At 72.5% G+C, this 25,225-nt stretch carries 22 protein-coding genes; 15 read left to right on the plus strand and 7 right to left on the minus strand.

Going from position 1 to position 25,225, the window contains the following annotated elements:
• Positions 1 to 32: 32 nt before the first annotated feature.
• Positions 33 to 3,818: an ATP-dependent helicase gene (locus tag HFV08_RS02030; RefSeq protein WP_168535171.1), complete on the plus strand. Its 3,786-nt coding sequence runs from the start codon at positions 33 to 35 to the stop codon at positions 3,816 to 3,818.
• Positions 3,819 to 3,859: 41 nt separating this feature from the next.
• On the opposite strand, the gene HFV08_RS02035 is transcribed toward HFV08_RS02030, so the two are convergent.
• Both HFV08_RS02035 and HFV08_RS02040 read right to left on the minus strand, forming a co-directional pair.
• Positions 3,860 to 4,345 carry a hypothetical protein gene (locus HFV08_RS02035; RefSeq protein ID WP_168535173.1) on the minus strand — a complete coding sequence of 162 codons (486 nt, stop codon included), beginning with the start codon at positions 4,343 to 4,345 and terminating at the stop codon, positions 3,860 to 3,862.
• A 317-nt stretch (positions 4,346 to 4,662) separates the two neighbouring features.
• A complete protein-coding gene (locus HFV08_RS02040) occupies positions 4,663 to 5,019 on the minus strand; it encodes a hypothetical protein (RefSeq protein WP_168535175.1) in 357 nt (118 codons plus the stop codon).
• Between the two features lie 113 nt (positions 5,020 to 5,132).
• Here HFV08_RS02040 and HFV08_RS02045 point away from each other — a divergent pair, with 113 nt between their 5' ends.
• Both HFV08_RS02045 and nudC read left to right on the plus strand, forming a co-directional pair.
• Positions 5,133 to 6,536: a dipeptidase gene (locus HFV08_RS02045; RefSeq protein WP_168535181.1), complete on the plus strand. Its 1,404-nt coding sequence runs from the start codon at positions 5,133 to 5,135 to the stop codon at positions 6,534 to 6,536.
• A 67-nt stretch (positions 6,537 to 6,603) separates the two neighbouring features.
• Complete coding sequence (nudC, locus tag HFV08_RS02050) at positions 6,604 to 7,551, plus strand: NAD(+) diphosphatase (RefSeq protein ID WP_168535187.1); 948 nt, start codon at positions 6,604 to 6,606, stop codon at positions 7,549 to 7,551.
• Positions 7,552 to 7,694: 143 nt separating this feature from the next.
• Here nudC and HFV08_RS02055 read toward each other — a convergent pair whose 3' ends face one another.
• Positions 7,695 to 7,949, minus strand: a complete 255-nt coding sequence (locus HFV08_RS02055; protein ID WP_040248549.1) for a mycoredoxin — start codon at positions 7,947 to 7,949, stop codon at positions 7,695 to 7,697.
• A 269-nt stretch (positions 7,950 to 8,218) separates the two neighbouring features.
• On the opposite strand from HFV08_RS02055, the gene HFV08_RS02060 reads away from it, so the two are divergent.
• The 7 genes from HFV08_RS02060 (at position 8,219) to HFV08_RS02090 (ending at position 14,394) form a co-directional block, all read left to right on the plus strand.
• Positions 8,219 to 10,438 carry an ATP-dependent DNA helicase UvrD2 gene (locus tag HFV08_RS02060; RefSeq protein ID WP_376770545.1) on the plus strand — a complete coding sequence of 740 codons (2,220 nt, stop codon included), beginning with the start codon at positions 8,219 to 8,221 and terminating at the stop codon, positions 10,436 to 10,438.
• 163 nt (positions 10,439 to 10,601) lie between these two features.
• Positions 10,602 to 10,931, plus strand: a complete 330-nt coding sequence (locus HFV08_RS02065; protein ID WP_168535191.1) for a hypothetical protein — start codon at positions 10,602 to 10,604, stop codon at positions 10,929 to 10,931.
• Between the two features lie 174 nt (positions 10,932 to 11,105).
• Entirely contained in the window at positions 11,106 to 11,474 is a 369-nt protein-coding gene (locus HFV08_RS02070; protein WP_168535657.1) for a WhiB family transcriptional regulator, read from the plus strand.
• Positions 11,471 to 11,794, plus strand: coding sequence for a putative WhiB-interacting protein (locus tag HFV08_RS02075; RefSeq protein WP_168535193.1), 324 nt, complete (start codon positions 11,471 to 11,473; stop codon positions 11,792 to 11,794). Before HFV08_RS02070 ends, HFV08_RS02075 begins: the two co-directional genes overlap by 4 nt.
• 308 nt (positions 11,795 to 12,102) lie before the next feature.
• Positions 12,103 to 12,732 (plus strand): ArsR/SmtB family transcription factor, encoded by a 630-nt coding sequence (locus tag HFV08_RS02080; protein WP_168535195.1) that lies wholly within the window; start codon positions 12,103 to 12,105, stop codon positions 12,730 to 12,732.
• Positions 12,729 to 14,033, plus strand: coding sequence for an MFS transporter (locus tag HFV08_RS02085; RefSeq protein ID WP_168535196.1), 1,305 nt, complete (start codon positions 12,729 to 12,731; stop codon positions 14,031 to 14,033). Before HFV08_RS02080 ends, HFV08_RS02085 begins: the two co-directional genes overlap by 4 nt.
• A gap of 160 nt (positions 14,034 to 14,193) precedes the next feature.
• Positions 14,194 to 14,394: a hypothetical protein gene (locus tag HFV08_RS02090; protein ID WP_168535197.1), complete on the plus strand. Its 201-nt coding sequence runs from the start codon at positions 14,194 to 14,196 to the stop codon at positions 14,392 to 14,394.
• A gap of 105 nt (positions 14,395 to 14,499) precedes the next feature.
• Here the strand turns inward: HFV08_RS02090 and HFV08_RS02095 are convergent, their stop codons facing one another.
• Complete coding sequence (locus tag HFV08_RS02095) at positions 14,500 to 16,116, minus strand: ABC1 kinase family protein (RefSeq protein ID WP_210429714.1); 1,617 nt, start codon at positions 16,114 to 16,116, stop codon at positions 14,500 to 14,502.
• A 41-nt stretch (positions 16,117 to 16,157) separates the two neighbouring features.
• Positions 16,158 to 17,309 (minus strand): ThiF family adenylyltransferase, encoded by a 1,152-nt coding sequence (locus tag HFV08_RS02100; protein WP_168535198.1) that lies wholly within the window; start codon positions 17,307 to 17,309, stop codon positions 16,158 to 16,160.
• Positions 17,310 to 17,753: 444 nt separating this feature from the next.
• Here HFV08_RS02100 and HFV08_RS02105 point away from each other — a divergent pair, with 444 nt between their 5' ends.
• From HFV08_RS02105 to HFV08_RS02120, 4 genes are all read left to right on the plus strand, one after another.
• Entirely contained in the window at positions 17,754 to 18,350 is a 597-nt protein-coding gene (locus HFV08_RS02105; RefSeq protein ID WP_168535200.1) for a M48 metallopeptidase family protein, read from the plus strand.
• Between the two features lie 134 nt (positions 18,351 to 18,484).
• Positions 18,485 to 20,203: a TerD family protein gene (locus HFV08_RS02110; RefSeq protein WP_168535202.1), complete on the plus strand. Its 1,719-nt coding sequence runs from the start codon at positions 18,485 to 18,487 to the stop codon at positions 20,201 to 20,203.
• 11 nt (positions 20,204 to 20,214) lie between these two features.
• Positions 20,215 to 20,898 carry an AIM24 family protein gene (locus HFV08_RS02115; RefSeq protein WP_040248530.1) on the plus strand — a complete coding sequence of 228 codons (684 nt, stop codon included), beginning with the start codon at positions 20,215 to 20,217 and terminating at the stop codon, positions 20,896 to 20,898.
• Positions 20,899 to 20,915: 17 nt separating this feature from the next.
• Positions 20,916 to 21,671 carry an AIM24 family protein gene (locus HFV08_RS02120; protein ID WP_168535204.1) on the plus strand — a complete coding sequence of 252 codons (756 nt, stop codon included), beginning with the start codon at positions 20,916 to 20,918 and terminating at the stop codon, positions 21,669 to 21,671.
• 170 nt (positions 21,672 to 21,841) lie between these two features.
• Here HFV08_RS02120 and HFV08_RS02125 read toward each other — a convergent pair whose 3' ends face one another.
• Together HFV08_RS02125 and HFV08_RS02130 are read right to left on the minus strand one after the other, a co-directional pair.
• The gene (locus tag HFV08_RS02125; protein ID WP_168535206.1) at positions 21,842 to 22,384 is read right to left on the minus strand and encodes an NUDIX hydrolase; all 543 of its coding nucleotides are present in this window, start codon (positions 22,382 to 22,384) and stop codon (positions 21,842 to 21,844) included.
• Positions 22,381 to 23,916, minus strand: coding sequence for a zinc-dependent metalloprotease (locus HFV08_RS02130; protein ID WP_168535208.1), 1,536 nt, complete (start codon positions 23,914 to 23,916; stop codon positions 22,381 to 22,383). Before HFV08_RS02130 ends, HFV08_RS02125 begins: the two co-directional genes overlap by 4 nt.
• 188 nt (positions 23,917 to 24,104) lie before the next feature.
• Between HFV08_RS02130 and HFV08_RS02135 the strand changes: the two genes are divergently transcribed.
• Positions 24,105 to 25,217, plus strand: coding sequence for an SDR family oxidoreductase (locus tag HFV08_RS02135; protein WP_168535210.1), 1,113 nt, complete (start codon positions 24,105 to 24,107; stop codon positions 25,215 to 25,217).
• Positions 25,218 to 25,225 lie beyond the last annotated feature (8 nt).

Raw genomic sequence — 25,225 nt, forward strand, 5'->3', positions numbered from 1 at the left:
GGCTGTCGGTCGGCGCGATTAGCCTCTCCCCTGTGACCGCACGACTGACCGACCCCGCACAGCTCAAGGAGCTGCTGGGCATCCCGTTCACCCCGGAGCAGACGGCCTGCATCACCGCGCCGCCGGCCCCGCAGGTCGTCGTGGCCGGAGCCGGTTCGGGCAAGACGACGGTCATGGCGGCCCGTGTGGTCTGGCTGGTCGGCACCGGGCAGGTGGCACCGGAGCAGGTGCTCGGCCTGACCTTCACCAACAAGGCCGCGGGCGAACTCTCCGAGCGGGTGGCCAAAGCGCTGGTACGGGCCGGGGTCACCGACCCCGATGTCATCGACCCGGACCATCCGCCCGGCGAGCCCGTGATCTCCACCTACCACGCCTTCGCCGGGCGCCTGCTGACCGACCACGGACTGCGCATCGGCCTGGAGCCGACGACCAGGCTGCTCGCCGACGCCACCCGCTTCCAGCTCGCGGCCCGGGTGCTGCGGGAGGCGCCGGGCTCCTACCCCGCACTCACCCGCTCCTTCGCCGACCTCGTCGGCGACCTGCTCGCCCTCGACTCCGAACTCGCCGAGCACCTCGTCGACCCCGCCGTCCTGCGCCGCCACGACGCCGAGCTCCTGCGCACGCTCGACGGGGCGAAACTCAGCAACGCCGAGCTGCGCAAGGTGCCCGAAGCCGCCGCCGCCCGCCGTGAGCTGACCGCGCTCGCCACCCGCTACCGGGAGGCCAAACGCTCCCGCGACCTGCTCGACTTCGGCGACCAGATCGCGCTGTCGGCCACCCTCGCGCGCAGCCGCCCCGAGGTCGGCGCGCTGCTGCGGGAGGAGTTCCGGGTGGTCCTGCTGGACGAGTACCAGGACACCTCGGTCGCCCAGCGCATCCTGCTCGCCGGTCTGTTCGGCGGCGGCACCGGCCATCCGGTGACCGCGGTCGGCGACCCCTGCCAGGCCATCTACGGCTGGCGGGGCGCCTCGGTGGCCAACCTCGACGACTTCCCGCAGCACTTCGCGCACGCCGACGGGGCCCCCGCCGCGCGGTACGCCCTCAGCGAGAACCGCCGCAGCGGCGGCCGCCTGCTCGACCTCGCCAACTCCCTCGCCGAACCGCTGCGCGCCCGGCACGCGGGCGTCGAGGCGCTGCGTCCCGCGCCGGGCGCCGAGCGGGACGGGCTGGTGCGGTGCGCCCTGCTGCCCACCCACGCCGAGGAGATCGACTGGCTCGCCGACTCGCTGGCACACCTGGTGGCCACCGGTACCCCACCCGGGGAGATCGCCGTCCTGTGCCGCACCGCCACCGACTTCGCCCGCATCCAGGAGGCGCTGGTCGACCGGGATGTCCCCGTCGAGGTCGTCGGGCTCTCTGGTCTGCTGCACCTGCCGGAGATCGCCGACCTCGTCGCCGTCTGCGAAGTCCTCCAGGACCCCGGCGCCAATGCGGCCCTGGTACGGCTCCTGACCGGCCCGCGCTGGCGCATCGGCCACCGCGACCTCGCCCTTCTCGGCCGCCGCGCCCGGCTCCTCGTACGGCACGGCGACCCCGGCGGCGAGCAGGACGAGGACGCCGATCAGCGCCTTGCCGAGGCGGTGGAGGGCGTCGACCCGGCCGAACTCGTCTCCCTGGCCGACGCCCTGGACACCTTCCTCGACTCCGGCGGCTCCGCCGAGGACGGGCTGCCGTTCTCGGAGGCGGCCCGGGTCCGCTTCGCCCACCTCGCCGCCGAGCTGCGCGAACTGCGCCGTTCCCTCGCCGATCCGCTGATGGACGTACTGCACCGGGTGCTCGCGGTCACCGGCCTGGAGGTCGAACTCTCCGCCTCACCACAGGCATTGGCGGCCCGCCGACGCGAGACCCTCGCCAACTTCCTCGACGTCGCGGCCTCCTTCGCCGCCAGTGAGAGCGAGGCGAGCCTGCTCGCCTTCCTCGGCTTCCTGCGCACCGCCGCGCAGTACGAGAAGGGGCTCGACAACGCCCTGCCCGGCGGGGAGAACACGGTCAAGGTGCTCACCGCGCACAAGTCCAAGGGTCTCGAATGGGATGTGGTCGCCGTCCCCGGGCTGGTCAAGGGCACCTTCCCGAGTACCCAGGGGCGCGAGAAGTGGACCGCGCAGGGCAGAGTCCTGCCGCACGCGCTGCGCGGCGACCGCGACACCCTCCCCGAGGTCGCCTCCTGGGACCCTCGCGGCCTGCGGGCCTTCCACGAGGACATGAAGGAACACCAGCGCACCGAGGAACTCCGGCTCGGCTACGTCACCTTCACCCGGCCCCGCTCCCTGCTCCTGGGCTCCGGCCACTGGTGGGGCCCCAGCCAGAAGCGCCCGCGCGGCCCCTCGGACTTCCTCGAAGCGCTGTACGCACACTGCGCGGCCGGGTACGGCGAGATCGAGGCCTGGGCGGAGCAGCCCACCGAGGACGAGGAGAACCCCGCGCTCCACGAGGCCTCGGCGGAACGGGCCTGGCCGCTGCCCCTCGACCCCGAAGCCCTGGAACGCCGCCGCGCCGCGGCCCGGACGGTCAACGCCCACCTCGACCGCCTCGCCGAGCAGGCCGCCGGGGACGGCTCGGGCCCTCCGCCCGCCGGAAGCCGCGCCGGTACGGTCCCGCCACGCGGACGACCCGGTGCTCCTGGCGGATCCCCACTCTTCGACGATCCCGAATGGCCGGCGGTCCCGGAGGACGAGGAGTATCCGGAGGAAGGCTTCCCCGCCGCCGGACCGGCCGAGGCAGAAGAACTCCTGATGGGGGAGCCCACCGAGCCTGAACTCCCCGAGGACGAACAGGACTTCGCCGACCCAGACCCTGACCCTGACCTCGCTTCTGACCCCGGCCCTGACCCCGACCTTGCCTCCGAGTCCGGCTCCGACCCCGACCCCGGCTCCGCCCCCGATCTCGGGGACTGGGACTCCTGGGAACAGCGCCCGCCTGCCCCCGGATCCGGCGTCCCTCCGCGCCCGGCCCCGGTTCCGGTGCCTCCGCGCCCGCGTGCCTCCGAGGAAGACCTGACCCCCGAGGAGACCCGTACGGTCGCCTCCTGGGACCGGGATCTGGAGGCTCTGACCGGTGAACTCCTGCGCGCCAGACAGGGCGTGACCGAGGTCGTGCTCCCTGCCTCGCTCAGCGCCTCGGAGGTCCTGCGCCTCGCCTCGGACCCGGACGGGCTCGCCCAGGAACTCGCCCGGCCGCTGCCCCGGCCTCCGCAGCCCGCGGCCCGCCGGGGCACGCGGTTCCACGCCTGGGTGGAGTCACGCTTCGAGGAACTGCGCCTGCCCATGATCGACCCGGAGGAACTCCCGGGCGCCGAGGCGGAGATCGCCGACGAACGCGACCTCGAATCCCTCAAGGAGGCCTTCACCCGGGGCCCGTATGCCCGGCGCACCCCGCACCGCATCGAGACCCCCTTCCAACTGGCGCTCGGGGGACGGGTACTCCGGGGCAGGATCGACGCCGTGTACCGGACGGCTCCCGACGAGCCCCGCGAGGAGAGCCCCGAAGGCCCCGGGGACGTCAGGTACGAGATCGTCGACTGGAAGACCGGACGCGCCGACGGTGCCGACCCGCTCCAGCTCGCGATCTACCGCCTCGCCTGGGCGGAGCAGCAGGGGGTACCGCTCGACTCGGTGGACGCCGCCTTCCACTTCGTCCGCAGCGGGCAGACCGTCCGGCCCCAGTCCCTGCCCGGCCGCGAGGAACTGGAAAGGCTGCTCGGCGCGGACCCCAGGGATGCCGGGGGAGCCGATGGCGCCGATCGGGAATCGCGGGAGCACGAGGACCGAGGAGGCGGGGAGAGAGAGGGGAGGGCACGCATAGCTGATGCCGATGGCTGATCCGAGTAAGAGGGGAACCTTGACCAGGTGACGGGGGAGCGTCACCCGAGGCGCGCGGCTTCCAGCAGAGAGCGGTACCGCTGCCGCAGCAGCGCCTCCTGAGCCCTGCCCTCCGGCTCGTCCTCCCCGGGACAGGCGCCGGACCAGCCGGAGCCCCAGGGGATCGGGCAGGGTGACGGGTGTTCGGGATCCGGGCACAGGAGGCTGCCCAACTCCTCGCGCAGGGTGTCGACTTCCTCTCGGGAGCCCAGCACACCCACCCTGATCTCGTGGACGGCGCGAGTGCCGGGCGACTCCCCGGGGTGCTCGATGCGCCACTGCTCGGGCAGCTCCTCGTAGAACTCCGCCAAGGTCATGCCGCCGGGGCCGGTCGTCTCCTGCGGTCCGGCGACCTGGAGAGCGTGCGGGATCCCTCGCCCGCCCAGCAGCTGGGCGAAGCCGTCGACACTGCCGCGCACGCCCTCTTCGTCGGCATAGACACCGACCTGGATCTCGTGGAGCTTGCGGGGTGAGTTCGGCGCAGACAAGAAGACTCCGGAGGCAAGGAAGGAGGGAAGGGAGGGAGGGAAGCAAGAGGGAGGGAAGCAAGAGGGAGGGGAAGACCTGAGCGGGTTGCGAGGGCGCGAAGAGAGGCACGGAGACGGACCCGGACACTCCGCCGTTCCACCCTGCCACCTGAACCGTCTTACGGGCACCGGCTTTTCCGTGCGCCGGACGCGGCGCCGGACCGCGCTCCGGCTCCGTGGCGGCGAGGCGGATGACCTGGTGACCGCGAGCCGGAGCGAAGGTGAGCCGTCGCCCGGAAGTGCCGAGAGACCGGCGTCCGGCACCCCATGTCCCGCGCTCAGCGGTCGCGTCGCCGCCGGGTGAGGCGGCGCAGGGCGTGCAGGCCGCGCGGTCCGGTACGGGGGCGTTGCCGCGAGGGTTGCCTGGGTTCGTAGCCGGGGCGTACGGAGCTCGGGCTTCTTCCGGGGCCGTCGTCGGGGGAGGGGAGCGGGGCCTTGCGTTGCGACTGGGCCTGGATCTCGTAGTGCGAGTCGTGGGCGGTCGCCCGGAAGGCCTCGTCGTAGGAGGCCAGGGCCGCACTGATCCCGGCACCGGCGCTGCCACGGTGCCGTACGTGCACCGCCAGCCGGGCGAGCGCACCGAGGACCACGGCGAAGCTCCCCAGCACCACCAGGAACGGCCACACCTTGTCCATGCCGGGGAGCCTACGTCCGGACCCCGACCGGTGGCGCGTCCCCGGGAAAGGAGCACAGGATCACAGATGCCTCCCGGCCGGGGCACCCCCTGAGGGCGGATAGGGTCGAAGATATGAGCGAGACCCTGGACAGCGCCGTCCGCAGCTATGTCGACACCCACCGCGAGGCCTTCCTCGGCGACCTCGCGGAGTGGCTGCGCATCCCGTCCGTGTCCGCTCAGCCGGCGCACGCCCAGGATGTCGAGCGCAGCGCGGACTGGCTGGCCGCTCAGCTCAAGGAGACCGGATTCCCGACCGTCGAGGTCTGGCCGACCGAAGGGCTCCCCGCCGTCTTCGCCGAGTGGCCGAGCGAGGATCCCGGCGCCCCGACGGTGCTCGTCTACGGGCACCACGATGTGCAGCCCGCCGCCCGCGAGGACGGCTGGGCCACCGAGCCCTTCGCGCCCGAGATCATCGACGGCAAGCTGTACGCACGGGGCGCGGCCGACGACAAGGGCCAGGTCTTCTTCCACACCCTGGCCGTGCGCGCGCACCTCGCCGCGACCGGGCGGAACGCTCCGGCCGTCCACCTCAAGATGCTCGTCGAGGGCGAGGAGGAGTCGGGTTCCCCGCACTTCGCCGCGCTCGTCGAGGAGCATGCCGCCCGGCTGGGCGCCGATGTCGTGATCGTTTCGGACACCGGCATGTGGTCCGCCGAGACCCCCACCGTCTGCACCGGGATGCGCGGCCTCGCCGAGTGCGAGATCACCCTGTACGGGCCCGCCGAGGACCTGCACTCCGGGTCGTTCGGCGGCGCGGTGCCGAATCCCGCGACCGCGCTCGCCCGGCTGGTCGCCGCGCTGCACGACGAGGACGGCCGGGTCACGATCCCCGGCTTCTACGAGGGAGTCGAAGAACTCACGGAGCAGGAGCACGCCCTGTTCGCCGAACTCCCCTTCGACGAAGCCTCCTGGCTGGACACCGCCAAGTCGCAGGCGACGGCGGGCGAGCACGGCCGTACCACCCTGGAGCGCCTGTGGGCCCGTCCCACCGCCGAGGTCAACGGCATCGGCGGCGGCTACCAGGGCGAGGGAGGCAAGACGATCATCCCGTCCTCGGCGATGGTCAAACTGTCCTTCCGGCTGGTCGCCGACCAGGACCCGGAGCACATCGAGCGGATCGTCGGCGACTGGGTGGCCCGCCGCACCCCGGCGGGCATCCGTCAGGAGACGGTGTTCAGCGCCGGTACCCGCCCGTGCCTCGCGCCGCTCGACCACCCCGCGCTCGGCTCCCTCACCCGCGCGATGGGCCGCGCCTTCGGCCGGAGGATCCTGCTCACCCGTGAGGGCGGCTCCGGCCCCGCGGCCTGCCTCCAGGAAGTACTGGGGGTACCGGTGCTGTTCCTCGGTATCTCCGTACCCTCGGACGCCTGGCACGCGCCCAACGAGAAAGTCGAACTCGACCTGCTGCTCAAGGGGGCCGAGGCCGGCGCGTACCTGTGGTCCGACCTCGCCCAGAACTGGCCCGGGGCCACCTGACTCGCGCCGCCCACCGTCCGCCGAACCCGCCGTCGCACCCTCACTCCCCGGGAGTTGGAAGCACCCTGTGACTACCTGGACCGACCACAGCCCCGAGCGTCCGCTGGCGCTCACCGCGCCCAGCGGCATCGACCGCGCCGCACACCACCGGCTCGACGAGGCCTGGCTCGCCGCGGCCTGGAGCCACCCCACGACCCGGGTCTTCGTCGTCTCCGGCGGTCAGGTGCTCATCGACGAGACGGCCGACGGCCGCACCGAGATCGTCATGACGCCCTCCTTCGAGGCGCCGCCCACCGAGTCCCACCGCTACTTCCTCGGCACCGACGAGGAGGGCGTCAGCTACTTCGCCCTGCAGAAGGACGCGCTGCCGGGCCGCATGGACCAGTCCGCGCGGCCCGCCGGACTGCGCGAGGCCGGGCTGCTGCTCTCCCCGCGCGACGCCGGGCTGATGGTGCACGCGGTCGCCCTGGAGAACTGGCAGCGGCTGCACCGCTTCTGCTCCCGCTGCGGGGAGCGCACCGCCATCGCCGCCGCGGGGCACATCCGGCGCTGCGCCGCCTGCGGTGCGGAGCACTACCCGCGTACCGACCCCGCCGTGATCATGCTCGTCACCGACACGAAGGACCGGGCGCTGCTCGGCCGCCAGGTGCACTGGCCGGAGGGCCGCTTCTCCACCCTCGCGGGCTTCGTCGAGCCCGGGGAGTCCATCGAGGACTCGGTGCGCCGGGAGGTCTTCGAGGAGGCCGGGGTGGTGGTCGGCGAGGTCGAGTACGTGGCCAGCCAGCCCTGGCCCTTCCCGTCCAGCCTGATGCTCGGCTTCCGCGCCCAGGCGACGTCCTCGGAGATCAACGTCGACGGCGAGGAGATCCACGAGGCCCGCTGGTTCTCCCGCGAGGAACTCGAAGCGGGCTTCGCCTCGGGCGAGGTCCTGCCGCCGTACGGCATCTCCATCGCCGCCCGTCTGGTGGAACTCTGGTACGGCAAGCCGCTGCCGCAGCGCCAGGGCGCCTTCTGAGCCGGTGACGGACGGACGGCTCGTACTCCCGCACCGGGCCCTGCTCGCGACCGGATCGGTCTGACGGCGCGAGCGGGCCCGCCCGATGCGCGGTGCCGCGGGGGCCGGACCTGCCCGGCCCCCGCCTCACCGCTCCGCCGGGATCAGGCTCCCAGGGCCTGCTTGACCTGCGCCAGGCTGGGGTTGGTCATGACGACCTCGGCGCCGCCCTCGGGGATCACCTGCACCGTGGGGACCGTCTGATTGCCGCCGTTGGCCTTCTCCACGAAGGCGGCCGACTCCGGGTCCTGTTCGATGTTGATCTCGTTGTACGCGATGCCTTCGCGGTCCAGCTGGCCCTTCAGCCGGCGGCAGTAGCCGCACCACGTGGTGCTGTACATCGTCACAGTGCCCGGCATGTCGAGTGCTCCTTCACGGATCCAAGTGGGAATTGCCCCTCGCAACAGATCGAACGCACGCGCACCGGTCACCATTCCCGGCGTGACGGTCACCGGACGCGGACCGTACGAAGATCTGTCGCAAGCCACGGACATGTGTACCCGCAACCCCGGAAGAGGGAGGGGTTCTTGTCCACAGTGAAGCCTGTCCGGTGCGACGAGTCGTACCGTCCTCACGGCCTTGTGGACACAGCGCACGCCCGCTCCCGGCGACCTGGCAGCATGGCGGGGTGACCGCAGCTCCGCATCCCACCCTCTTCTCCGGCGAGCACGGCGACGGCCAGTTCGCGGCCCCGCCGCGCGACGCCGACGCCGTACTCGACGGACTCGACCCCGAACAGCGCGAGGTCGCCACCGCGCTGCACGGACCGGTGTGCGTGCTCGCCGGAGCAGGAACCGGCAAGACCCGGGCCCTCACCCACCGCATCGCCTACGGCGTGCTCGCCGGGATACTCCAGCCCGGCAGCGTGCTCGCCGTCACCTTCACCAACCGCGCCGCGGGCGAGATGCGCGGGCGCCTGCGCCAGCTCGGTGCCCAGGGTGTGCAGGCCCGCACCTTCCACTCGGCGGCCCTGCGCCAGCTCCAGTACTTCTGGCCCAAGGCCGTCGGCGGCGAACTCCCGCGCATCGCCGAACGCAAGGTCCAGCTCGTCGCGGAGGCGGCGGCGGGCTGCCGCGTCCGGCTCGACCGGAGCGAACTGCGGGAGGTCACCGGCGAGATCGAATGGGCGAAGGTCACCCAGACCGTGCCCGCCGACTACGCCGCCGCCTCCGCCAAGGCGGGCCGCCAGAGCCCCCGGGACTCCGCGGAGATCGCCCAGGTCTACTCCGCCTACGAGTCCCTGAAGCGGGACCGGTCCGTCATCGACTTCGAGGACGTGCTGCTGCTCACCGTCGGCATCCTCCAGGACCGGCACGACATCGCCGAGGCGGTCCGCGCCCAGTACCAGCACTTCGTGGTCGACGAGTACCAGGACGTCAGCCCTCTCCAGCAGCGCCTGCTGGAACTCTGGCTCGGCGAACGCGACAGCCTCTGCGTCGTCGGCGACGCCAGCCAGACCATCTACTCCTTCACCGGCGCCACCCCCGACCACCTGCTCGACTTCCGCGTCCGGCACCCCGGCGCCACCCTGGTCAAGCTGGTCCGTGACTACCGCTCCTCCCCGCAGGTGGTCCACCTGGCCAACGGACTGCTGCTCCAGGCGCGCGGCCGGGCCGCCGACCACCGGCTCGAACTCGTCTCCCAGCGGGAGTCCGGGCCCGAACCCGCCTACCGCGAGTACCCGGACGAGCCCGCCGAAGCCGAGGGTGCCGCCCGCCGCATCCGCGAGCTGATCGCCTCGGGCACCCCCGCCGGGGAGATCGCCATCCTCTTCCGTACCAACTCCCAGTCCCAGATCTACGAACAGGCGCTCGCCGACGCGGGGATCGCCTACCAACTGCGCGGCGCCGAGCGGTTCTTCGAGCGCACCGAGGTGCGCGAGGCCGGGGCCGCACTGCGGGGCGCCGCCCGCTTCGGCGGCAACGACGCGCTGCTCGACGACGCCGTCGACCTGCCCTCCCAGGTGCGCGCCGTGCTGTCCACCAAGGGCTGGCAGCCCGCCCCGCCCGCGGGTTCGGGCGCCGTACGGGAACGCTGGGAGTCGCTTGCGGCGCTGGTCCGGCTCGCCGAGGACTTCGCCCGGGCCCGTCCGGAGGCCAATCTCGGTGAACTCGTCGCCGAACTCGACGAACGCGCGAGCGCCCAGCACGCCCCCACCGTCGACGGCGTCACTCTCGCCTCCCTGCACGCCGCCAAGGGCCTGGAGTGGGACGCCGTCTTCCTGGTCGGCGTGGCCGAGGGCATGATGCCCATCTCCTACGCCAAGACCGAGCCGCAGGTCGAGGAGGAGCGCCGACTGCTCTACGTCGGGGTCACCCGGGCCCGCCGCCACCTCGGCGTCTCCTGGTCGCTCTCCCGCTCGCCCGGCGGCCGCGGGGGACGCAGGCCGAGCCGCTTCCTCGACGGACTGCGGCCCGGCTCCACGGGCCCCGCCGTCCAGTCCGCCGGGGGCGGCGCGGGCATCGAACGCGGCACCTCACTGCCCAGCGGCGTCCGGCCCCGCCCCACCGTCCGCACACCCGCGCGGTGCCGGGTCTGCGGGCGCTCGCTCACCGACGCGGGCGAGATGAAGCTGATGCGCTGCGAGGACTGCCCCTCCGACATGGACGAGGGCCTCTACGAGCGGCTCCGGGACTGGCGGGCCGCCCAGGCACAGCTCAGCGGGCAGCCCGACTTTTGCGTGTTCACCGACAAGACACTCATCGCCATCGCCGAGTCCGTCCCCGAGGACGAGCGCGAGCTCTCCCGTATCCCCGGCGTCCTCGCCCGGAAACTTCGCCGGTACGGAGCCGATGTTCTCGCCATATGCGCAGGTCAGGTCCCCGAGGCCGAGAGCGCGGACGACTGATGCAAACTCGTCGAAAAAATAGTTTGCGCACCCCGCTGTCAGCCCCATAGGTTCTAAGCACACGGGAACAGAGGCTTCTGTGAAGCCCTGAACGCGTGGTGTACTCGAACATATCCGGACCGGTTCTGCCGGTCCCCTGAGACGCCGAGAGGAGGCGATTGAAGTGATCAGCATCAGCAGCACCAACTCCCCGATGACCGCCAAAGCGGCCGATTGCTCTGTCGTCTCCACCAGCCTGCTCGGCTTCTCGAACTCGGGAACTGGTCTGTCCGGCATCTCCGCCGGTCTGCCCGTTTCCGGCGTCGAGTTCGCGGGTCTGGGCATCCGTGAGCGCGACGAGCGACCGACCCAGGCACCGGCGGCAGTAGCAGCAGTGGCAGAGCTTCAGGCCTATGTCCCTGCCGCAGCCGGTGCCGGCAATCGGAAGCAGATGACGCAGCACCACACCATGTGGGCCTTCCGCGGGCTCGAACCCTGGAGCGATCCAACCTGATCCATGATCAGGACGGCGCCTCAGGGCCGCGGAACCCCACCCGGGATCCGCGGCCCTTCTGTTTTCTCCGGACGAGAGAGAAAGCACACAAGGAGGTGCCTCGGGATGCAGGACCCGGTACCACCACGCCAGGCGGCCAACAGGCCGCTACGACAAGACGAGGAAGACAACACCGTGCAACTCGAAGCGCACGCCCCGTCCGTACCGCCTTCACAGCCCGTCCTTTCGCCCCGTACCTCGGAGAACTCCACCTTGAGCCCCCTCACCGCGCTGACCGCGCTCGACGACGCCATCGAGAACCTCGGCGTACCCGTCCCCTGCCGCGCCTACGACCCTGAGGTCTTCTTCGCCGAGTCCCCGGCGGACGTCGAGTACGCCAAGTCCCTCTGCCGCACCTGCCCGCTCGTCGAGGCCTGCCTCGCGGGCGCCAAGGAGCGCCGTGAGCCCTGGGGCGTCTGGGGCGGCGAGCTGTTCGTGCAGGGCGTGGTCGTGGCCCGCAAGCGGCCCCGTGGCCGCCCGCGCAAGAACCCGGTCGTGGCATGAACACCCCGGGAACCATCGACCACCCCGTCACAGCCGACCCCAAGAAGCAGGCCCCGATGAAGCCGTCCACCCACGAGCCCACCGGCTCCGCAAGCCCAGATCAGAACACTTCCAGCGCGACCGGCTCGCGCCAGAACAGGACCCGCGAAATGCAACTCATCCCAGAAGCCCTGGCGCGCGCACATATGCAACAGACGCTGCGCGACGCCGAGGCCGAACGAACCTCCCTGCACCTCATCTCCGCCCGCCGGATGCAGAAGCGCGCCGAACGCGCCTCGCTCCGTGCCCGCCGGGCGCTGGCGATGGCGGTGATGCAGTAGGTCCCGCAACAGGCCCGTCGACCGAGGAAGCCGGACCGCTGTCCCCATGACGGCGGCCCGCTTCCTCGGCTGACGGCGCTTCGACGTCGCCCCCTCGCCGCACGGCGGCATGCGTGGCGAGGTCACGAATCTCAGAGAGGCGCCGGTCCCAGGGATCGGCGCCTCTCTTTCTTTCTTGTCCTTCGGCTTCGGCGCCTCTCCACACACCCGCGCCGGGTTTCTGTCCGAGTCCGGTCCGAGGCCGGTGAGTCCGACCGAAGTTGCAGAGGACCCTTTGCAGAGAGTCCTCTGTAACTTAGCCTGGCGGCATGAGCGACGAAGGCGTGCACGAGGCGTACGGGAAGAGCGAGCAGCAGGGCGGTGGTCACAAGCCCGTACGGCGTCTGGACGCCCGTAGTCTGCGCGGGCTGGCGCACCCCTTGCGGATGAGCATCCTCGAAATGCTGACCCTGGACGGACCTGCCACCGCCACGGGGCTGTCCGCGCGCCTCGACGAGAGCACCGGAACCGTCAGCTGGCATCTGCGGCACCTTGCCGAGCACGGTTTCATCGAGGAGGAGAGGGACCGGGGCACCAAGCGGGAACGCTGGTGGCGGGTGGTCGAGGACACGAAGGTCATGGAGACGGCCGAGTTCCGTGAGGACCCCGACACCCGAGGGGCGCTCTCCGTCTATCTGCACGAGCTGGTGCAGCAGTATTTCAGCCGGGTCACCAGGTATCTGAGCGAGAGCTGGGACGGTGACTGGCAGCGGGCCGGGACTCTCGCCGACTGGCGTGATCTCCGGCTGACACCGGCACAGCTCGCCGCACTCAATGAGGAGTTGAGGGCTGTCGTCGCCCGCCACACCCCTCCGGCGGACGCGGAGCCGATGCCCGGGGCGCTGCCGGTCATCGTGCAGATCCAGTCCTTTCCGCGCCGAGAGCGGAGCGAGGGGTGAGCCAGGGAACCGGCGTCAGCCTGCTGCGTCGGCATCGGGACTTCCGCCTGCTGTGGTGCGGCGAGACGGCGGGCAAGTTCGGCGCCTCCGTCACCGCCGTGGCGATGCCCTTGATCGCTGTCTCCACCCTGCGGGCGAGCACCTTCGAGGTCGGCTTGCTGGGCGCCTCCGCATGGCTGCCCTGGCTCGTCATCGGACTGCCGGTGGGCGCCTGGGTCGACCGGATGCGGCGCAGGCCCGTCATGCTGACCGCCGCCGCGGTGTCCTTCCTGCTCTTCGCCGCCGTCCCGCTCGCGGAACGCACCGGCCGGCTGAGCATCGGGCTGCTGATGGCCGTCGCCCTCCTTTCGGGCACCGCCGCCGTCTTCTTCCAGACCGCCTACACCGCCTATCTGCCGAGCCTGCTGGAACCCGAGGACCAGCCCGAGGGCAACACCAAACTGCACGGCAGCGCCTCCGCCGCGCAGATCGCCGGGCTGGGCTCCGCCGGTGTCATCGGGCAGGCGGTCGGCGTGGTGAACGCGATGTTCGCCAATGCGGCCACCTTCCTCCTCGCCCTTCTCTGCCTGGCGCGCATCCGGCAGCGGGAACCACGCCCCGAGCGGAAGCGTGATCGGGGAGCGCTGTCCGGCGAGGTCCGGGAGGGACTGCGATGGGTCGCCGGTGACTCCTGGCTGCGCGCGCTGACCTTGTTCGGAGCCACGTCGAACCTGGCTCTCATGGGCTACCAGTCGATCCAGGTGGTCTTTCTCGTACAGGTCGTCGGCCTGGCGCCCGGAGCGGTCGGCGGCGTCATCGCCGTATCCGGCACCGGTGGTGTCGCCGGGGCGCTGCTGGCGCGCAGGGTCTCCCGCCGGATCGGTACGGCCCGCGCGATGCTGCTCTTCGAGCTCGGTTTCGCGATGTTCGCCCTGCTCATCCCGGCCGCCTTCGCCGGGCCTGGACTCCTCCTGTTCGTCGCGGGCGGGTTCTGCGTATCGGCGGGGGTGGTGGGCGGAAACGTCCTCAAGGCGAGCTTTCAGCAGCGCTACTGCCCGCCCCGGCTCCTCGGGCGCCTGACCGCGAGTACAGCCGTCCTCAACTTCGGCACGATCCCCTTGGGAGCCCTGCTCGGCGGATGGCTCGGGACCGTCTTCGACCTGCGCACCGCCATGTGGATCACGGCGGCGGGCGTACCGCTCGCCGCGCTCGTCCTGCTCTTCTCGCCGATCCGCCGGTCCCGGGATCTGCCGACGGTCCCGAGCCCCCGGAGCGAGCGGAACCCGGCGCCCCATCCGGACCTCTCCTCGCCGGCGCGCTGATCGGGACCGGTGCCGACCCGGCGCTGATCGCGGAGGAGAAGCGCCGAGCGGTACCTCGTCACCCGGCCGAGGGAGGCTGGGCCGGCCGCGAGAAGCGGGAGGATGAGGAGCGGGAGTGTGGTGCCGGGCGATGCCGGTTGTCCGGAGATATCGTCACACCATGGAGCGGCGACAACACGGAACGGCGCAAGAGCCGGAAGCCGAGCACCTCGTCTGCGCCCAGTGCGGCGCTCAAGCCGAGAGCGGGCAGGTCACCTGGACCTGTTCGGTCGAGAACGGAACCCGGCGCTACTTCTGCGACTCCTGCGCACGGGCCCATATCCGGGACATCGAAGGGCGACTCGACTCGCACTGGTGGTGAGCCGCCCCGGTTGGTGAGCCGCCCGGGCCCTTCCGGGCGCCCCGGGCCTTCCGGGCGGGCGCCCGCGAGGCCCCGCCCCAGGGACCAGCGGGCGAGGCGCTCCGGTCAGGCCTCGGCGGCGGTCTCCTCGTCCTTCGCTCCGGGTGCCTTCGCGGCCGGACGCGGGGCGCGCTTGCGCTTGCCGCCCTGCTTCGGCACGGGCTTCTCGGCGACGGCGGCTGCCTCGGCCGACGAGACCTCCTCGGCGGGCTCGTCCTCCGAGGTCGGCTGGACTTCGTCCGCCGGGAGCGCGGTCTCCTGGCTCTCCGCCTCCTCTTCCTCCCCGGCATACGCGTCCTCGGCCTCCGAGGCCGAGGCCTCCTCGCCGAATTCCTCCGGGCCCTCCTCGTAGACGTCGTGGGCGGCGGCGAAGCCCGGCACCCAGGCCTCCATCTCCTCCCGCATCCGCACCCTCGCGCCGAGCTGGCACAGGACACCGATGGTGCTCAGGGTGACCCGGTGGATCAGCAGATAGGAGGGCGGGAGGTTCAGCTGCCTGCCCAACTGGTGTGCGGGGGAGCGGGGATCGGCTATCCGGGCCGCCTGGTTGCGCATCCAGCTGCGGGTGAACTCGAACTCCGGGGCCCTGGCCGGTTCGATGATCGGCACCAGATAGTCGAGCACCGCGTCGGGCTCCAGCTCGATCTCTTCCTTGACGAAGCCCTCCTCGCGGAGCAGCTCGTACACCGCGCCCGCTTCGCTCTCCAGGGCCATGCGCAGACAGTCGCCGATGGGGGTCGGCAGCCCGCCCGGGAGGCGGTCGACGGTGCCGAAGTCGAGGACGCCGAGTATCCAGCTCCCCTCGCCGTCGGGGAGCAGCCGGAAGTTGCCGGGGTGGGGGTCGGCGTGCAGCAGACCGGTGCGGGCCGGTCCCGAGAAGAGGAAGCGGGTCAGCAGCTGGCCCGCCCTGTCCCGCTGCTCCGGTGTCCCCTCCGCGATGATCTCCGACAGGGGGGTGCCGTCGATCCATTCGGTGACCAGCACCTGGTCGCTCTGCCGCACCACCGCCGGGACGAGGACATCCGGGTCGCCCGCGAACTCCTCCGCGTGTGCCTGCTGGGCCTGGGCCTCCAGGCCGTAGTCGAGTTCCTCCGAGACCCGGTCCCGCAGTTCGGCGATGAGGGGCTTGATGTCCATGCCCGGGATCAGCGGGCCGAGGAGCCGGGAGAAGCGGCTCAGCTGGTTCAGGTCGGAGAGCAGGGCATCGCCCGCTCCCGGGTACTGCACCTTGACGGCGACCTCGCGTCCGTCCTGCCAGACGGCGCGGTGCACCTGCCCGATGGAGGCCGCCGCGGAGGGCTGGTCCTCGAATTCGAGGAAGAGCTCCCGCCAGTCCTCGCCGAGCTGCTCGGTGAGCACGGTGTGAACCGTGCGCGTCGGCATCGGCGGCGCGGCTTCCTGCAGCTTGGTCAGCGCGGCGCGGTACGGGCCCGCGACCTCCTCCGGAAGCGCCGATTCGAAGACGGACAGGGCCTGCCCGAACTTCATGGCCCCGCCCTTGAGCTCGCCCAGCACCTTGAACAGCTGGTCCGCGGTGCGCTGTTGCAGCTCGCGCCCCACGAGCTCGGCGGACATGCCGCCGATCCGCTTGCCGAGCCCCCAGGTGGCCCGGCCCGCGAAGCCCAGGGGCAAGGCGGCCAGCTTGGCGGTCCGGGTGACCACCTTCCGGGGAAGATCAGACATACGCCCCTCCAAAACCCAGACTGCTGCGCCGCGTACGGCGGTTACCCGGCCATTGTCGCGTGCAAGGGGGCCTGCTTCGAAGTGTGTTCCCCCATACCTTCCGCGGGGGCCTCGCTTCCGGCGCCGCAGGGACACGCTGGGTGCGCCCACAGTTGCCGTGCGTGCCAGTTCAGCGCGGGCAGCGAGGTCTCCCAGCGGACGCCGGGGGAGTCCGGGGCGTGCCCGTCGAGGAAGGCCAGGGCCCGCGCCGCGGCAAGCCCCGCAACGGTCGTGGCCAGAGCGAGGTCGCAGGCCTGGGCCCGGCGCCGGCCGCCGGAGTGCCACTGGGCCAGCAGCCGGGGCCAGCGGGGATCACGGTCGGTGCGGTGACGGAGGACACATCCGGCGCAGGGCGTGCTGCCGGGCAGCACCAGCGGGCCCGCGAAACCGGTCGCCTCCAGGACACCGGCGTACAGATGCGGGGTCCCGGTGGTGAGGAACTGCTCGGCCTCCGCCTCGTCGGGGAAGTAGGCGCGCAGACCGTCCCGGGGTGCGAGGACGACCAGGGACAGCGGGGGCTCGGTGCCGTCCCGGTGCGCCGCGCGGGTCCGCCGCGGGCGGTCGGCCGCGGCGCGGCGCACCGCCTGGCGGGCGGCGTCGGAGCGTCTGCGGCCGGCCTGGGCCTCGGCGACTCCGCCGGGGCTGACGTCCCCGGGCTCCACGCAGCCGCCGTCCATCACGTCGACCTGCCCCACCCCCGCGGCGGAGAGCACGGAGGCGAGCACGGCGCCCACCCGTCCCGCGCCCCGGACCTGGACCCGCATGTCCCGGCGGGCCGTCAGGCGGAGCAGCGGGGCGTCCGGATCGCGCTGGGTGACGGACAGGGAGGCCAGGTCGGGGCCGAGGCGCCGGAGCGCGGCGGGGCGTCGGCGCAGGGCACGGGCCCGTGGGTCGGCCGGCTGGGCCTCGTCGATCAGGCCCGCCCCGGCGAGGCGGGCGACCAGCCGGTCCACGTACCCCTCGTCCATGCCCATCCGGGCGGCCTCCTCGCGGAGCAGGGGCAGCCCGCGGGTGCCGTCGAGGAGCGAGAGGAAGCTGCCGCTCGCCGTGTCGACGGGGGAGAGGACCACGGCGTGCGCCGGTGCCACCCCGAATTGCACGGTGTTGAGGTCGTGCCAGCCGGGCCGGAGCGACGGTTTGAGAAGTGGATGCATTCTGGTTCCTCCGTACGTCACTTGGGATTGGCGGTCGCGGAGCGGTTTCCGCGCGCCGCGGGATTCGTGGGAGCGGTTTCCGCGGGAGTGGCTGCCGGGTGAGTAGCCGGGAGAGTGGTGCGGACTTCTTTCGGTGGGCCGCGCCTTGATCGGCGCGGGGCGTGATCGGGAGGAGACATGAGCGGCAGGGACTCGGTCGGCGGGTGCGGGCGATATCCGCGGGGCGGCGCCCCGGACGGGGAATCCGCCGCGGTGATTCCCCTCGGCCGTCCCCGAGCCGGCCGCCCGCGAGGGAATCCAGAATGCACGGGAGCCGGAAAGAGCGGCCGAAGTTGTCCACAGGCAAGGGGAATTGGTCGTACTAATTTGCTGCGGTCTGGTGGTTCGGTGCCGAACCGGGCCGGAGGCGGGACTTCCGGCGGGCGCAGCGGGTAACGTCGTGGCGTGCCCGCCGATCCCCTGCACAGCGCCGGAAAGCCCCCGCGCAGCACGACGAGCCCGCCGCCGCGCGGATCCCGGTCGAGTCAGGTCGAGGTGCGGCGGAGCAGCCGCAGGCGCAGAACGGTCTCCGCGTACCGGGAGGGCGACCGCACCGTGGTCCTCATTCCGGCCCGGATGTCCGAGGCGGAGGAAGAGCGCTGGGTGGGCGTCATGCTCGACAAACTGGCCGCACAGGAAAGCCGCCGCGTTCTCGGCGACGCCGAACTCGCCGAGCGCGCCGCGCGCCTGTCCGGCCAGTATTTCGAGGGCCGCGCGAAGCCGCGTTCGGTGCGCTGGGTCACCAACCAGAACACCCGCTGGGGTTCGTGCACTCCGGCCGAGGGCAGCATCCGCCTCTCGCACCGCCTTCAGGGCATGCCCGAGTACGTGGTGGACTACGTCCTCCTGCATGAACTGGCCCATCTCCTCGTGCCCGGCCACGGCCCCGATTTCTGGCGGCTCCTGGAGGCCTATCCGCGAACCGAGCGCGCCCGCGGATACCTGGAGGGGGTCGTCGCGGCGGACCGGCTGCCGCATCTTCCCGGCGCGCGCTCGCGGTAGTTGCCGGACTACTTTTCGTATCGTCGCCTCGGTGACTGTGTACCGGGTCTGTATCGGCACGCCGCACTGTCGGCGGGAGCCGTTAGCCTTGCGCGACACAGACACACATTCGGGATGGGGGACGGTCGTTACGCATGGCCAGGGAATTCCAACGCGGCCACAAGGCCAAGATCAGTGACCTCACCGCGGGGACGGACCTGTACGTGGGCGTGCAGATCGCCGGCCCGGGGCTGACATTCGACATCAGCTGCTTCGGGCTCGACGCCGCGGAGCAGCTCTCCGACGACCGCTATTTCGTCTTCTTCAACCAGCCCAAGTCGCCCGAGGAGTCACTCCAGCTGCTCGGCGCACAGGCCGGTGACACCGAGTCCTTCCGCGTCACCCTCGACAAGATCCCCTCCCACATCCAGAGGCTGTCCTTCACCGCCGCGCTCGACGGCGCCGGGCAGATGTCGCAGGTCGCCCCGGGCTATCTGCGCATCGTCGCGGGCGGCGAGGAAGTGGCCCGCTACTCCTTCAGCGGGGCGGAGTTCAGCACCGAGCGCGCGGTCATGCTCGGGGACATCTACCTCAAGGACGTCTGGCGGTTCGCCGCGGTCGGCCAGGGCTTCGACGGCGGACTCGACGCGCTGCTGCGCAACTTCGGCGGCGAGGTCGCCGAGGAGGAGCCGGCCCCGGCGCCCTCCGGCGGCACGCCCGGCTTCGCCCCGCCCCCCGGCGGCGGCCAGAGCCCCGGTTTCGCGCCGCCCGCGCAGTCCGCGGCGCCGCCCGCCTTCGGCGCGCCCGCGGGTCCCGCCCCCGCGCAGCACATCCCGCCCCAGCAGGCTCCGCCCGAGCCGGCCCCGGCCGCACCGCCGGTGCACGCGGCGCCCACCATCGCCGCCCCGCTCGGCCAGCCGGGCCCCGGCGCGCCCGCACCCAGCGCGCCCCTGCCACCCGGCTACGGCGCCCAGCCCGGAGCGCCCACCGCGCCCCCGGGATACGGCCAGCCCCCCGCGCCTCCCGGCCAGGGCCGGCCCAGCGCCCCGCTGCCGCCCGGCTACGGCGGCCAGCCCGGCGCACCCGTCCCGCCGCCCGGATACGGTCAGCAGGGCGCACCGGCGGCGCCCACTCCACCGCCCGGATACGCCCAGCCGCCCGGCCAGTTCGGCGGTCAGCAGGCACCCGGAGCAGCACCCCAGCAGGCGCAGTCCCCGGGGGTGGCCGCCGCCTTCTCGCTGTACAAGGAGGCGCCGACCGGCCAGCGCTGGACCCAGCAGAACGCCAAGCTGGTCCGCGTCGACCTGGGCGTCGGCGGCCAGCCGGTGCTCGCCCGCCAGGGCAGCATGGTGCTCTACCAGGGCAAGGTCGAATTCGGGTACAAGGGCGCCGGGTTCGCGGGCCGCATCGTGGGCAACGCCACCGGCCAGGAGATGCAGCTGATGCGCGCCTCGGGCCGCGGTCAGGTCTTCCTCGCGGAGGAGGCCACCCATCTGCATCCGATCGAGCTCCAGGGCGACGCCATCTGCGTCTCCGCGGAGAACGTCCTCGCCTTCGACGAGAGCCTCCAGTACGAGGTCCGCCGGGTCGAGGGGCACGGCATCCCGGGCGGCGCGCTGTTCACCATGCAGTTCCAGGGCACCGGCACGATCATCGTCCGCACCCACGGCATACCGGTGGTGCTGCCGGTGACGCCGACGACCTTCGCCGACTGCAATGCCGTCGTCGCCTGGTCCGCGGCCTCCCAGGTCATCGTCTCCAGCCAGGTCCGGATGCGCCGCAACGCCTACCCGGGGCACACCGGCGAGAGCGTGAACCTCCAGTTCCGCGGCGCCCCGGGCAATTTCATCGTCGTCCAGCCGTACGAGGTCTGAGGGAGCCCGTCATGAATCAGCAGCAGTTCGCGGGCCACGCACCCGCACCCGTCGGGGCCCGTATGGAGAACCACGGCGAGCACATGCTCAAGGTCGCCATGCAGAGCGGGCAGGACCTGCTCGCCCGGGTCGGCTCGATGGTCGCCTACGAGGGCTTCGTGCAGTACGAGCCCAACCCGCCGGCGGTACGCCAGATCGCCCGCGACTGGATCACCGGCGAGGGCGCGCCCCTGATGAAGTGCTCCGGCGACGGCCTCCTCTACCTCGCCGACTACGGGGCGGATGTCGTCGTCATCAACCTCGGCGGCGACTCCCTCTCGGTCAACGGCACCAATCTGCTCGCCTTCGACGCCCACCTCCAGTGGGGCGTGGAGCGGGTCAAGGGGCTCGCCAAGTTCGCCGGCCAGGGGCTGTGGAACATCAAGATCTCCGGCCAGGGCTGGGTCGCGCTGACCTCGCGGGGCACGCCGATCGTCGTCGACTGCGGCAGCGGCGAGGACGAGACCTATGTGGACCCGGACGCGCTGGTCGCCTGGTCGCCGAATCTGAAGGTGAAGGGCAAGCGCAGCTTCAAGGCCTCCTCACTGATCGGGCGGGGCAGCGGCGAGGCCTACCAGATGGCGTTCTCCGGGCAGGGGATCGTCGTCGTCCAGCCGAGCGAGGACAGCACCGACCGCCTGCGGGCGCGGGGCTGAGGGGGAGCGAAGACATCATGCAGAGCCCGCTTTTCGGCTTCGCCGAGCAGCAGACGCAGGAGCGCTACGCCCTGCAGAACCCGCAGTTGCTGCGGGTCAGCCTCCAGGGACACGACGACGTCCTCGCCCGCAAGGGCGCCATGGTCGCCTACCAGGGGCTCCTGGAGTTCGACGCGGAGATCCAGTCCGCGGGGCAGCGCCGCGCCCGCGCGCACACCGGCGAGGGACTCGACCTGATGCGCTGCCACGGGCAGGGCACGGTCTACTTCGCCAACCTCGCCCAGTACATCCACGTCGTCGACGTCGGCCACGAGGGCCTGACCGTGGACAGCAGCTATGTCCTCGCCCTGGACTCCTCGCTGCACTACGAGGTCGTCGCCGTGGACAGCCAGTACGGGATCTCCGGCTCCGGCAAGTACCAGATCGTCATCACCGGCACCGGCAAGGTCGCCCTGATGACCTCCGGCCAGCCGCTGATGCTCCAGGTCACCCCGGACCGGTACGTCAACGCGGACGCGGACGCGATCGTGGCCTGGTCCAACGGGCTGCGCGTCCAGATGCAGGCGCAGACGCACTCCTCCGGGGTCTGGCGCAGGCGCGGCAGCACCGGCGAGGGCTGGGAGCTGAGCTTCATGGGCACCGGCTACGCCCTCGTCCAGCCCAGCGAGCTCCTGCCCCCGCAGGGCGCGCAGATCGGCCAGGGGGTCCGCGCCCAGTACGGCATGGGCCAGCAGGGCGCCCGCGGCCAGAACCAGGGCAACGTCTGGAGCTGAGCGCGGCCGGATCGCGTCACCGCTGCGGACAGCGCCCCACGGCCCCGGACAGCGGCACGGCGAAGGGGCGGCCCGCGATGCCGATCGCCCCTTCGCCGGGTGCGCCTCGGGCCGGGCAGTCGCCTCCCCGCCGCAGCCCCGGCCGTCCCCTGCGTTCCGGGTGCCCCGCGCTACGGGTGCGAGGCCTGGGGTGAGAGCCGTTCCCGTACGGCTGCCAGGAGGCGGAGGACCGAGTCGTCGGCGACGGCGGCGACCTCCGCGTAGCCGAACCAGCGCAGGTCCAGGGACTCCTCGCTGATCGCCTGCACGGCGCCCGCCGGGGCGAGCGCCGCGTACTGCACGTCGAAGTGCCAGTGGCAGGGCGGCGGAATGCGGTGCCGGTCCAGGCGGACCGGGCCGCCCGGCAGCAGCCGCAGCCCGCCGATGCCGGACTCCTCGCCGGCCTCCCGCAGGGCGGCCTCGGCCAGGGAGCCGTCACCGGGCTCGCAGTGGCCGCCCATCTGGAGCCACATCCGCAGCTTGCGGTGGAGGGTGAGCAGCACCCGCTCCCGCTCCGGGTCGATCACCAGGGCGCTGGCGGTGAGATGCCCGGAGCCGCAGGCCTTGAAGACCCCGTCGGGGTGGGCGGCCAGATGCTCCAGGTACTCCTCGCGCAGCGCGGGCTGGGCCGGGTACTCCGTCAGTACGCGGACCGCGTCCTCGTGGAGGCTCACCTGCCCTCGTCACCCTCGCCGCCGGGCCTGCCGCCCTCGCCGTGCTCCCCGCTCGCCTCGGTGCCGCCGTCCGCCGCGGAGCCCTTGTCCGTACCCGGGCCGCTCGCGTCGCCCCCGCCGCTCGTGCCCTTCTCGTCCTTGTGCAGGTCCGGGCCCTTGCCCGCGGCCTCGCCGAGCATCTTGTCCAGCTCGGAGAAGTCGAGCTGCTCGTGGTGGACGAAGCCGTCCGGGTCGTCCAGGTCGGCCGCGGTGGGCAGCATGTCCGGGTGCGACCAGAGGCCGTCGCGGCCCTCGACCCCGCGGGCGTCGGTGAGCGAGGCCCACAGCCGGGCGGCGTCCCGGAGGCGGCGCGGGCGCAGTTCGAGGCCGATCAGGGTGGCGAAGGTCTGCTCGGCCGGACCGCCGGAGGCGCGGCGGCGGCGCAGCGTCTCGCGCAGGGCGTCCGCCGAGGAGAGCCGCGGCTTGGCCGCCGCGTGCACCACCGCGTCCACCCAGCCCTCGACCAGCGCGAGCGCGGTCTCCAGGCGGGCGAGCGCGGTCTGCTGCTCGGGGGTGTTCTCGGGCTGGAACATGCCCTGCTGCAACGCGTCCTGCAGCTGCTCCGGATTCTGCGGGTCGAACTGGCCCACCACGTCTTCGAGCTTGGCGGTGTCCACCTTGATCCCGCGGGCGTACCCCTCCACCGCGCCGAACAGATGCGAGCGCAGCCAGGGCACATGCGCGAAGAGCCGCTGGTGGGCGGCCTCGCGCAGGGCGAGGTAGAGCCGCACCTCGTCCATCGGCACGCTCAGGTCCTTGCCGAAGGCCTCGACGTTCACCGGCAGCAGGGCGGCCTGGCCGGGCTTGCCGAGCGGCAGGCCGACATCGGTGGAGCCGACCACCTCGCCCGCGAGCACCCCGACGGCCTGCCCGATCTGCGTACCGAACATGGCGCCGCCCATCTGGCGCATCATGCCGATCAGCGGGCCCGCCATGGCCTGCATCTCCTCGGGCAGCACATCGCCCATCGCCGCGCCCACCCGCTCGGCGACCGGGTCGACCAGGTCCTTCCAGACGGGCAGGGTCGCCTCCACCCACTCCGCGCGGCTCCAGGCCACCGCCGAGCCCGAGCCCGAGGGCAGCGAGGTCACATCGTCCAGCCAGAGGTCCGCGAGGCGCACGGCCTCCTGGACGGCGGAGCGCTCCGCCGGGCCCACGCTGGAGTCCTTCACGCCGTCCTGGGTGCCCTGGGCGACGGTCTGGCGGGCGATCTGCTGGGCCATCTCCCAGTTCACCGGGCCGCCCTCGTAGGAGAGCATCTGCCCGAGCTGCTGGAAGGCGGCGCCGAGGTCGCCCGGGTTCATGGAGCCGAACATCGCCGCGAAGGGGTTGTCACCGCCGCCCGGGCCGCCCGCGCCGGGCAGGCCCCCGAATCCGAAGCCGAAGGGGTTCGCCGGTCCCTGACCGCCGCCCTGCTGGTCCTTCTTCCTGCCCTCGTCGCCGTTCTCCGGCTCCTCCGGCGGAAGGCCGAATCCGAATGGGGTGTCACTCACGGGATTCCTCGGCTCGTAGGGCCGCCGGTCGGTTCCGGCGGCGGCTGCCCGACATCACCTCCAGCGTAGACACCGCGCCGGTTGTGGGCTCGGTGCTCCGCCGACTCGCGGCCTGCGGCAGGATGGATGCCACCTGGTACGTACGTCTTCTTCGGGTACGTACTGAAGACAACCGCTGGAGAGGCCCGTTGAGTTCCCCAGATCCGCAGGTTCGCGCAGCGCGAAACATCGCGACGGGCGAGGCAGGCCGCAGGCTCACCGTCGCCGTCACCGGAGCCGCGGGGGGCGTCGGCGCGGTACTCGTGGAGCGGCTCGCGGCCAGCGAGGAGATCAAGCAGGTCCTGGCCTTCGACGAGCGCCGCGGGGAGTGCGCGGCGGCCCAGTGGCACGTCCTGGACGTGCGCGACCCCGCCATCGCGGAGAAGCTGCGCGGCGCCGATGCCGTCGTCCACCTCGCCCTGGACCTGGGGCTCGACAGCGACCCCGCGGCCCGTACCGCCTACAACGTCCGCGGCACCCAGACCGTGCTCACCGCCGCCGCGGCGGCGGGAGTGCACCGGGTCGTCCTGTGCACCTCGGCGATGGTCTACGGCGCCCTGCCCGACAACGAGCTGCCGCTCTCCGAGGACGCCGAGCTGCGGGCCACCGCCGAGGCCACCGGCGTGGGCGACCTCCTGGAGGTGGAGCACCTGGCCCGCCGCGCCCCGCGCGCCCACCCCGGACTCAATGTCACCGTGGTCCGCCCCGCCACCCTGGTCGGCGGCACCGACACCGCGCTGACCCGCTACTTCGAGTCCCCGCGGCTGCTGGTCGTCGCCGGTTCGCGGCCGGCCTGGCAGTTCTGCCACGTCGAGGACCTGTGCAGCGCCCTGGAGTACGCGGTGCTCGGTCTGGCCGAGGGCGAGCTCGCGGTGGGCTGCGAGGGCTGGCTGGAGCAGGAGGAGGTCGAGGAGCTGACCGGCATCCGGCGCATGGAGCTGCCCTCCGCGGTGGCGCTGGGCGCCGCGGCCCGGCTGCACCGGATCGGCCTCACCCCGTCACCGGCCGGGGACCTCGCGTACACGATGTATCCGTGGGTGGTCAGCGTCGGCAGGCTGCACGACGCGGGGTGGCGGCCGCAGTGGACCAACGAGGAGGTCCTGACCGAGCTCCTGGAGGAGGTCGCCGGGCGGCACACGGTCGCCGGGCGGCGGCTCGGCCGCAAGGACGCGACGGCGGCGGGCGCGGCCGGTGCCACGGTGGCGCTGCTGGGCGCCGCGGCCGTGGTGCGCAGGGCCCGCAAGGCGCGGCGGCGGATCTGATCCGGCGG

The organism is Streptomyces physcomitrii (assembly GCF_012273655.1).
Classification (GTDB): Bacteria; Actinomycetota; Actinomycetes; order Streptomycetales; family Streptomycetaceae; genus Streptomyces; species Streptomyces physcomitrii.